The organism is Sphingobacterium sp. 1.A.5 (genome assembly GCF_002734235.1).
Lineage (GTDB): Bacteria > Bacteroidota > Bacteroidia > Sphingobacteriales > Sphingobacteriaceae > Sphingobacterium > Sphingobacterium daejeonense.
In genome coordinates this window covers 42,794-51,215 of record NZ_PEBA01000015.1, presented here as the reverse complement: position 1 = coordinate 51,215, position 8,422 = coordinate 42,794, and the positions used below count along the sequence as shown (strand labels likewise).

The window sequence follows — 8,422 nt, the reverse complement described above, 5'->3', positions numbered from 1 at the left end:
AAATATGGACTGCACTTATCGGGATCCTGCTCTTTAAGTACATCCAGAAGAAGGCAAAATACAATTGGAACCTCTCGAATCTGGTCAACTTTATCAGGATGAACATATTCGTGAAAATTGATCTGTGGAAATGGGCTGATGATCCGTTCATTTCAGGAAAACCACCTGATAAAAAAGGACAATATGTGCTCTTTTAGTAACACACATAGGATACCTTTCCAGTAATTAACCGAATTCTTCAATTGAACACGAATGGAGATGGATTTTTTATGCCAAAATATTTATTTAGGACAGTACTGTTTTTGTGCAGCTATTCGGCAAATGCCGGCTTGATTCAACCGATCATTTCCAAAGGCAAAAGAACTTTACGAAAGCTTGCCCCAAAAGTTTAAAAAAAGTACTCGTGGAAATTATATTGAAAATATAATTGGTGGTAGGCAATTTGTCGAAGGTGAACTTGCAGCAGAAATCATACAGCCAAATCAAGAGGGCGAAAATGTCAAGCTTTCAGATTTTCGTGGTAAATATGTTTTACTAGATTTTTGGGCATCATGGTGTGTTCCATGCAGAGAGGAAAATCCTTTTGTCGTGAAAGCCTATGAAAAGTATAAATCAAAAAACTTTGAAATTTTTGCAATCTCGTTGGATACTGAAAAGGGAAACTGGTTAGAAGCAATAAAAAAGGATAACCTAACTTGGGTTCATGGCTCTGATCTTAAAGGACAAAATAATTCAGCTGCTGAAGTTTATGGTGTACAGGGTATTCCAGCCAATTATTTAATAGATCCGGACGGATTTATAATAGCAAAAGATTTAAGAGGTGTAGACCTTGAAAAGGAATTGGAAAAGATATTTAGGTAAACCAAAGACTATTAAAGACCCATCATATATCAATTAAAAAAGCCTGCAAAATATTTTGCAGGCTTTTATTTTAGATCTTAGTATATTCTTATTTCAATACGAATTTAAATCCTAAAGAGAATCTAGAAGCATCGAAGCGCGAACCATGTGATAGGTTCCACCACGGTTTCCAATCGAAATGCATTGCTAATGGAGTAGAAGGGATTCTGTATTCCAAACCTACAGCAGGACGGATTGCAAAGTCAGTATGTGTATCACCTTCTTTCCAGTGGTCATCATCATCCCAGTCGCCATGCCATTTTCCATGGTCAATAAATGATAATTGAGGACCAACACCTACGTACCAAGAAAGTCCATTAGTTCCTGAGATACGTTCATTATAGGAGTAATCCGCACCAAGGACAGTAATGTGGTCACCGAATAATACTTGTGCGTTACCGGCATTATTGCCACCAAAACTATGCTTAATTTGAGGTCCGAATAATGTTTGGCCATCACCTAGGTCAATTCCTAGGCCAATAGCGGTACGATAAGGGGTTTGTGCATTTGTTTGCTCAGCTGCAAACATTAAAATAAATAAAGTTAGAATAGGTAAAAATACTTTCTTCATGATAATAAATAATTTGTTTCATCTTAAAACTTCCTTTATGAAAGTTTCTCGTGTTGCAACAAATATATTGCCAAAGATGCAACTAAATTGTATTAATGATGCTAGAATGCAGGTTATGAGCAAAATAAAACCCTGATAAAAATCAGGGCTAAATTTTCTCTTGGTTATATTTTAAAAGGAGTTAGGGTTACCATAATTTGTATTGTTGAGTTCATCGTCATCGAACAAATCATTCTTAGATCTTTTTTCATCTTCGTCTGATCGATCTATATCATCTTCATATTCATCTTCATATTTTTCTTCATCTTCAAATTCTAAATCTTCTTCATCATTTTCTTCTTCTTCCTCTTCATCGATATTTTCATTCAGCGGATAATCTTCACCAATTGGTTCATTATCGTCTTTGTGTGGATCTTCTTTGGCATTATATTGCCTTGAACCTTGATCTGAATCAGGATCATAGAATGGGTTTTGATAATTTGGAGCATTATCATCTTTATTTTTATTGTCTTCAGGGTCATGTCCGTTAAGATCGTCCTGAATTATAGCAAATGCAAGAATAAGACCTAGCTTATTTCCTGCAAAATTTTCAATTGTCTTCATAAGCTTGAATTTAAATGAAGAACAAGTGCCTTCGAAATTAGTTGAGGAAAAAATACTTGATTTCATAGTATTTATACTTGATGTCAATATAGTTTCAACGAATTGAATTTCAATGGTTTCTTTAATTAAGTCAATTAGTTACAGAACATTAAAATAATATAGACTATGGAAAATCCAATGAACAATCCAGAATTAAAAGAAGGAGATTTGACGAAAAAAATTGAGGATTGTACTGCCAGAGTACCGTCAAAATTTTATTTATGTACGGCATTAACTATTATGGGCGCATCCATTTTCTTTAAATGCAAAGGACATAAGCATATAGCACTTTTTCTAGGTCAATGGGTGGCGCCCATCCTAATAATGGGTGTATATAATAAACTTGTTAAAATTCACGGACACGATTAAAAGAATATTGTTTAATTATCCATTTTGCAAAGAGCCAGGTTACAATGAATTTTCAAAGTAACCTGGCTTCTTAATGAAAGGCAATTAATCTATCCTTTTCTACTTCCTTGTCGATTTTTGCCACCTCTGAGTATTAGATATAGCACTATTACGGCAATTATGACAAATATTATGGCAAATACTAATGGAGTAAACATATCTAAAATTATTAGTGTATTGTTTGAACACGTCAAAGTTTGAAAAGTTGAATAATTCTTAATTAATGAAAATATAATCAACTAGTTCATTTTCAAATTGTTCTTTTTAAAAAGGAACATTGATATGGCAACAAAAAACGAAAGTTCGAAAGAAGGACTAAATAATAAAGGGAGGCCAAATAAGAAAAAAGATCTTATGTCCGTGATGGACAAAAAGGTTAAAAATCAAGATGCGTCAGGTGAAGCGGGTGTTGATCCTCAAATGGATCAATTAAATACAGCACCTGATCCGAATGACCATCCTAAGGAGCCTCAAAAAGTAAAGCATAAGCGAAAATAAAACTTAATCTCATGAAAAAGATCTTAATAATAATATTGATGATATCGTACCTCCTAATTATAGGGTGTAGAAATAACGATACGACAATTGATAATAATGATACGCCAATGGATAATAGAATGGATGATCCAATTGATACGGTTAACACCGATAGCACAAGGTTAGATAGTGTTATGGAAAATCAACCTGTAAATCCTATTGATTAATTTTTCATAAACCGACAGGAGTCATAGTTAAGGCTAGATAATAATCTTTTTTTTTTATATTTTAGGAAATCATAAAACCTAAAAACTATGCTTAAGACTTCACTAAAAATTATTATCCTAGCTTTTGCTTTTTCTTCCTGTGCCCAAGCACAGAAAGATTACCCTACTATGGGACAAGTAGAAATATTAGATCCCGCTATGGAAAAGATTGTTGATGCTGATGCTAAGGTTGAAAAATTGGCAGATGGCATGGTATGGGCTGAAGGTCCAGTATGGGTGGGAGATGGTGATTATTTATTGTATTCTGATACTAGACAAAATATTATTTATAAATGGTCAGAGAAAGACGGTCTTCAGCATTTTATAAAACCTGCAGGATTTGAAGGGCCAGGCGTGTATAGTGAAGAGGAAGGGACGAATGGGTTGTTGATCAATAAGGATGGTTTTCTCATTGCTTGTGACCATGGCAATAGAAGGATTGCGAAAATTGTTTTAAAATCTAAACAAAAGGAAACATTAGTAAATACTTGGGAGGGCAAAAAGTTCAATTCTCCTAATGACATCTGTCAACATCCTAATGGTGATTATTATTTCACCGATCCGCCTTATGGTTTACCTGGAAGAGAAAAGGATACTACTACGAAGGAAATTGCTGAAAATGGTGTTTATCGAGTAAATAGTCAAGGTGTGGCCAGTCAAGTCATTTCTAATTTAGCAAGACCAAACGGTATTGCGCTTTCTGTCGATGCAAAGAAATTGTATGTTGCCCTAAGTGATGGTAACAATCCATATATAATGGTTTATGATGTTAAAGAAGATGGTTCGGTTGGTGAAGGCAGTATTTTTTATGACTTTAAAAAGCAGTTTCCAGAAGAATCCTTAGCTGCAGACGGAATTAAGGTGGATGATGATGGTAATTTATATGCTGCTGCAGGAGATGGAGTTATTGTTATGAATTCTGATGGGAATACCATTGGAAGAATTAGATCAGGTGTCCATACAGCGAATTGTGCCTTTGGTGAAGATGGTTACTTATATATGACTGCCTCAAATCAATTGCTTAGAATTAAGCTGAGGTAATAATAATTATTTAAAACCTTGTGTCTCAGTATTTGTTGTTTATTTATCACATTAAAACTAAAGATAATGGAAGATCAAATACTAGATTTAGAGACTAAATATTGGCACGGCATGGCCAATCACGATTATGAAACAGTAAAAAACCTTACATATTTTCCTTGTACTACAGTTAGTAAGCAGGGTGTTAAGAGTATCGATGAGCCTACTTTCAAGCAAATGTTTGAACAGGGTGAGGGTATGAAAATGTCAATTAAGGGAATAACTGAGGCGGTTATAGAGATGTTTAGCAAAAGTTTTGCTACAATAGGATATATCGTCGAGATAGAAACAGATAATAATGGGGAGAAAACTTCGAGTAAATGTGCTTGTAGTTCAGCTTGGATTCAAGAGAATGGAGTTTGGAAATGTCAATTGCATTCAGAATCTGATTTGAAATAGTTCAGAACCTCATTTTTTCCTTAAAATCGATATAAAACATTAAAATTTTTACGGTTAACCGTATTAATTAATAAATTAATTGAGATATATTTGCAGCTTAACCAAACAAATTAATTATTAACATATAATTTAATATATGCTCAACAAGTGTTTTTATTGTGGATATAGGGCTTTGAGTAAAAAGCAATTAGGAGAAAGAGATTGTCCAAAAAAACCAAAACTATTATCACTTTTTTTCAGAAAGTGCACCAAAGGAATATTTTAAAAAGAAACAAGCCACGCAAGTGGCTTTTTTCTTTTTAAATTTCTTCAATGAGAAGCAGAAGCTTTATTCCATATACAATAAAGGATGTTTGTTACCTATGGCAGATTTAGCATTATACAAATGATAGATATACCATTTTCTCACCAATTTATTCGATCTTTTTTGTTCTAAGGTTTTATGTAGTTTAACTTCTTCGAATAGGTCTGAAAATAATAAAGATGGATCTTGAAACATATTTGAAGCTACTATAAAATATACATTCTCCTTAGGTTTTATTTCAGGAATTGCCAAATTCATCCATGCAAATTTATGAATGTCATTTAACCGACCTACAGCAATCATTCGCATTTGCAGAGGTCTAGATAGATAAAAATAAAAATGCCCTGCCGGATACCAATTATTAATAATCAGTGCATCAGATTCTTTCATTTTTCCATTTTTAATATCAATATTTCGCAACTGTGAAAATTGCTTTTCAAGATCCTTCCAACCTGTCATATCCAATGTGACATCTCCTTTTCCGATTTCATTTATATTAGCTTTGACAAAAAGATTTCCAGGATACCATTTTATGGTTGCAAATGCTGATACCATGATTAGCAACACAAAACTCAGTTGAAAATTTAAGAGCCTTCTGATTCGGATAATATTGTCATGGTCCAGTTTCCTATCAATCCAGCATGCAGCGATTAACATCATTGCAAAGAAACCTGCACCACTCCAATGAGGTAAAGTTTGTCGGAACATAGACAAAGATGAAGTAACCAAAATAATGGGGAGTGAGCAGAATAATAATAACCATATTATCTTAGTTGGAACATCGAAAATTTTAAATCTATTTTTTACCAAACTGATAAAGACAATTATATATAGATATATTAAGAATGGATTATTATAAAAGATTTGCCCAAAGGATGTTTGAGCAAAAAAATCCCAGCGAATTCCTGATTCCAGAATGCCAACTCTCTGGCTGTGGAATTTCCAGGTTATATAATCATACTCCTCATTCCAAAATAAAATTGGTAAGAAACAAACTGCAGTCAGGATTAATCCTAGATAAAGTTCTTTATTTTTGAGTATTTCTCTCTGAAATATTAATATATAACTAAGAAATCCCAACCATAGAAAAATAGAGTGTACTTTACTCAAACATCCTAATCCAACCCATAATCCCAATAAAATCAGATGATTGTCTTTTAATATTCTATCCTCTGATTTTACGATTACAATCATACTTCCGAGTGCTGCTAACCAAAATGTATTGGCAATAGAATCTGGGAGTATAAACAAGCCTGAGATTATGCTGGAAATTAATGAGGCAGCGTATAAAATCGCTGCTATTAATCCTGTTCTTTCGTTTAATAGGTAGCCAGCTATTTTTGCTATGAGCCATGTATTGATGGCTGCAAGAAAAATAGCACCTAGCCGCATTGAAAATTCATTAACCCAATTCAAGTTTAATGTGAAGAACCTAATCAATAATCCTATGAGAGGAGGGTGGTCAAAGTGGTTCCAATCCAACTGCACTGCGTAGGTAAAATAATAGACTTCATCATTTCCCAGCTCGATATTAAATGCAAAAATGCAACGGATCAATGTAGATATAATGATTAACCATCGCAGTTTAATCTTATACTCACTAGACATTACCGAAAGTATACAAAAGGTTTGCTAAGAAATTCCAACCAAAAGTCATAAGTATAGCCAGAAACTTACTGGAATAAAATTTCATATTAAATTTTTCGTGGAGGATATAAAGGAATACTGTATTCAGGAGCAAACCAATGATACTAACTGTCGCAAAATGGTAAAACTGTTCAATAACATTTGGGTTCTTACTATTGAATGTCCAAATCCGGTTTAATATGTAATTATTGCATACCGCTATAATAAACCCGATGGTGTTTGCTACGAATTTCTCGATATCAATTTTTTCTTTTAAAAACCATGTTATAATAAAGTCAATTACCATTCCAAGCAAGCCCACGGCAGCAAATCTTACTGCAAGGGTTAATAAAGTAATCATATTTTATATTTTAAAATTTGTAGGAAATTGAATAATTACGAATTTATTAATGGAATAATAATGTACGATCAACGCATAAAAGCTTGCAAATCCAAATCCGAGCATACAGCCGAACCATACATCATCCCAATAATGTTGCCCTAAATACACTCTAGAATATGCAGTCAAACAGGCAAAGAAAAGTGCTATGATTCCTAAGGTTTTGTTTTTAGAGAAGACTGCGATTGTAGCTGCCAATGCGAATGCTGAGGTAGTATGTCCAGAAGGAAATGCATTATGGTGTGCCATTGGCATCCAAGATAGCGCGTGAAAGGAAGGGTCATCTTGCAAATGAAAGCCTGGTCTGTAGGCTTGGAATGTTCTTTTTAACAAAGAACAAATAATTCCTGATCCAATATATGTAGTTGCAATGGCAAGGGCCAACTTTCTGTACCACATGAAAAAACAGATAAACCCTAATGCCAATACAAATAGACCATCCCCAAACTGTGTGATTACAGTAAAAAAGTAATCGAAAAATAAGGAATGATTGGAATTTGTTAATTGGAAGGCTTCTTGCTTCGGCACGTAAAAAATAAATCCGCTCAGCACAATATACCAAGCTAGAAAACAGACAAAAAACAGTCTGTTTTCATAATAGAGTTTTCGAAAGTGTTTCATTAAGTTAATAATTAAAAAAAACGTACTGGGTTAAAATTAGTCTTCCCTTATTATGCTAATGTTAGGATATTGGTTAAAGGCTGTTAAGTGTTTGTTATTAAATGTTTAACTGCTCAAAAATTGAATAAAGTTTCTCCTTGTGATTGATAAAATCGTTATATTTCATTATGTCAACACGGAAAACAATAGCCATAGATATGGATGGCGTCTTAGCTAATAACATGGCTCATTACTTGGATTATCATTTTAAAGAAACAGGTATTCGAATCTTGGAAAAAGAAATTCAAGGGAAGCCGGAGGAAAGGTGTTTTGAGGATCCAGACGCAGTTTATCGATATCTTAAAATGCCGGATTTCTTTCGAACACTACCGATTAACCCAGATGCTCAAGAAGTGGTTAAAAAGTTGAATGATCATTTTAACGTATTTATAGTTTCTGCTGCGATGGAATTTCCATGGAGCTTAGTTGAGAAATATGAATGGCTTGGCGAACATTTCCCTTTTATTACTTGGCATCAAATCGTTTTTTGCGGTAATAAAGGAATTATAAAAGCTGATTATATGATTGATGATCATATTTATAATTTGAGGTCATTTTCAGGTACTGGATTAATTTTCGATTGTTATCATAATATAAATGAAACAGGTTTTGAAAGATTAGTGGGTTGGAAAGCTGTAGAGGAATATTTCTTTGGGAAAGAAGGTTAATGAAATAAAAAAAGCAACCGT

At 33.6% G+C, this 8,422-nt stretch carries 11 protein-coding genes and 1 pseudogene; 7 read left to right on the top strand and 5 right to left on the bottom strand.

Annotation, left to right across the window (positions count from 1 at the left end; translation table 11 throughout):
- A pseudogene (locus tag CRT24_RS20865) lies at positions 1 to 197 on the top strand (IS4 family transposase); the annotation flags it as partial.
- Positions 198 to 375: 178 nt separating this feature from the next.
- Positions 376 to 861 carry a peroxiredoxin gene (locus CRT24_RS09225; protein WP_099370957.1) on the top strand — a complete coding sequence of 162 codons (486 nt, stop codon included), beginning with the start codon at positions 376 to 378 and terminating at the stop codon, positions 859 to 861.
- Positions 862 to 949: 88 nt separating this feature from the next.
- On the opposite strand, the gene CRT24_RS09220 is transcribed toward CRT24_RS09225, so the two are convergent.
- Positions 950 to 1,471 carry a hypothetical protein gene (locus CRT24_RS09220; RefSeq protein WP_099370956.1) on the bottom strand — a complete coding sequence of 174 codons (522 nt, stop codon included), beginning with the start codon at positions 1,469 to 1,471 and terminating at the stop codon, positions 950 to 952.
- A 171-nt stretch (positions 1,472 to 1,642) separates the two neighbouring features.
- The gene (locus tag CRT24_RS20860) at positions 1,643 to 2,074 is read right to left on the bottom strand and encodes a hypothetical protein (protein ID WP_180269102.1); all 432 of its coding nucleotides are present in this window, start codon (positions 2,072 to 2,074) and stop codon (positions 1,643 to 1,645) included.
- 165 nt (positions 2,075 to 2,239) lie between these two features.
- On the opposite strand from CRT24_RS20860, the gene CRT24_RS09215 reads away from it, so the two are divergent.
- The 4 genes from CRT24_RS09215 (at position 2,240) to CRT24_RS09200 (ending at position 4,743) form a co-directional block, all read left to right on the top strand.
- A complete protein-coding gene (locus tag CRT24_RS09215; RefSeq protein WP_218962600.1) occupies positions 2,240 to 2,482 on the top strand; it encodes a hypothetical protein in 243 nt (80 codons plus the stop codon).
- 321 nt (positions 2,483 to 2,803) lie between these two features.
- Positions 2,804 to 3,019, top strand: a complete 216-nt coding sequence (locus CRT24_RS09210) for a hypothetical protein (protein WP_099370955.1) — start codon at positions 2,804 to 2,806, stop codon at positions 3,017 to 3,019.
- Positions 3,020 to 3,312: 293 nt separating this feature from the next.
- Entirely contained in the window at positions 3,313 to 4,305 is a 993-nt protein-coding gene (locus CRT24_RS09205; RefSeq protein ID WP_099370954.1) for an SMP-30/gluconolactonase/LRE family protein, read from the top strand.
- Positions 4,306 to 4,371: 66 nt separating this feature from the next.
- Positions 4,372 to 4,743 carry a nuclear transport factor 2 family protein gene (locus tag CRT24_RS09200; RefSeq protein ID WP_099370953.1) on the top strand — a complete coding sequence of 124 codons (372 nt, stop codon included), beginning with the start codon at positions 4,372 to 4,374 and terminating at the stop codon, positions 4,741 to 4,743.
- Between the two features lie 328 nt (positions 4,744 to 5,071).
- Here CRT24_RS09200 and CRT24_RS09195 read toward each other — a convergent pair whose 3' ends face one another.
- From CRT24_RS09195 to CRT24_RS09185, 3 genes are read right to left on the bottom strand one after another with little or no spacing between them, the layout of a single operon-like run.
- Positions 5,072 to 6,655 (bottom strand): glycosyltransferase family 39 protein, encoded by a 1,584-nt coding sequence (locus tag CRT24_RS09195; RefSeq protein ID WP_099370952.1) that lies wholly within the window; start codon positions 6,653 to 6,655, stop codon positions 5,072 to 5,074.
- Positions 6,648 to 7,034, bottom strand: coding sequence for a GtrA family protein (locus CRT24_RS09190; protein WP_099370951.1), 387 nt, complete (start codon positions 7,032 to 7,034; stop codon positions 6,648 to 6,650). The genes CRT24_RS09195 and CRT24_RS09190 overlap by 8 nt, the downstream gene beginning before the upstream one ends.
- Before the next feature lie 3 nt (positions 7,035 to 7,037).
- A complete protein-coding gene (locus CRT24_RS09185; RefSeq protein ID WP_099370950.1) occupies positions 7,038 to 7,694 on the bottom strand; it encodes a phosphatase PAP2 family protein in 657 nt (218 codons plus the stop codon).
- Positions 7,695 to 7,861: 167 nt separating this feature from the next.
- Here CRT24_RS09185 and CRT24_RS09180 point away from each other — a divergent pair, with 167 nt between their 5' ends.
- Positions 7,862 to 8,401 carry a 5'(3')-deoxyribonucleotidase gene (locus tag CRT24_RS09180; protein WP_099370949.1) on the top strand — a complete coding sequence of 180 codons (540 nt, stop codon included), beginning with the start codon at positions 7,862 to 7,864 and terminating at the stop codon, positions 8,399 to 8,401.
- Positions 8,402 to 8,422: the final 21 nt, after the last annotated feature.

Excerpts from the sequence above, each read along its gene's own strand:
- CRT24_RS09195 (WP_099370952.1), bottom strand. The coding sequence starts at position 6,655 with ATGTCTAGTGAGTATAAGATTAAACTGCGATGGTTAATCATTATATCT.
- CRT24_RS09215 (WP_218962600.1), top strand. The coding sequence starts at position 2,240 with ATGGAAAATCCAATGAACAATCCAGAATTAAAAGAAGGAGATTTGACG.
- CRT24_RS20860 (WP_180269102.1), bottom strand. The coding sequence starts at position 2,074 with ATGAAGACAATTGAAAATTTTGCAGGAAATAAGCTAGGTCTTATTCTT.
- CRT24_RS09190 (WP_099370951.1), bottom strand. The coding sequence starts at position 7,034 with ATGATTACTTTATTAACCCTTGCAGTAAGATTTGCTGCCGTGGGCTTG.
- CRT24_RS09220 (WP_099370956.1), bottom strand. The coding sequence starts at position 1,471 with ATGAAGAAAGTATTTTTACCTATTCTAACTTTATTTATTTTAATGTTT.
- CRT24_RS09180 (WP_099370949.1), top strand. The coding sequence starts at position 7,862 with ATGTCAACACGGAAAACAATAGCCATAGATATGGATGGCGTCTTAGCT.
- CRT24_RS09185 (WP_099370950.1), bottom strand. The coding sequence starts at position 7,694 with ATGAAACACTTTCGAAAACTCTATTATGAAAACAGACTGTTTTTTGTC.
- CRT24_RS09200 (WP_099370953.1), top strand. The coding sequence starts at position 4,372 with ATGGAAGATCAAATACTAGATTTAGAGACTAAATATTGGCACGGCATG.
- CRT24_RS09210 (WP_099370955.1), top strand. The coding sequence starts at position 2,804 with ATGGCAACAAAAAACGAAAGTTCGAAAGAAGGACTAAATAATAAAGGG.
- CRT24_RS09205 (WP_099370954.1), top strand. The coding sequence starts at position 3,313 with ATGCTTAAGACTTCACTAAAAATTATTATCCTAGCTTTTGCTTTTTCT.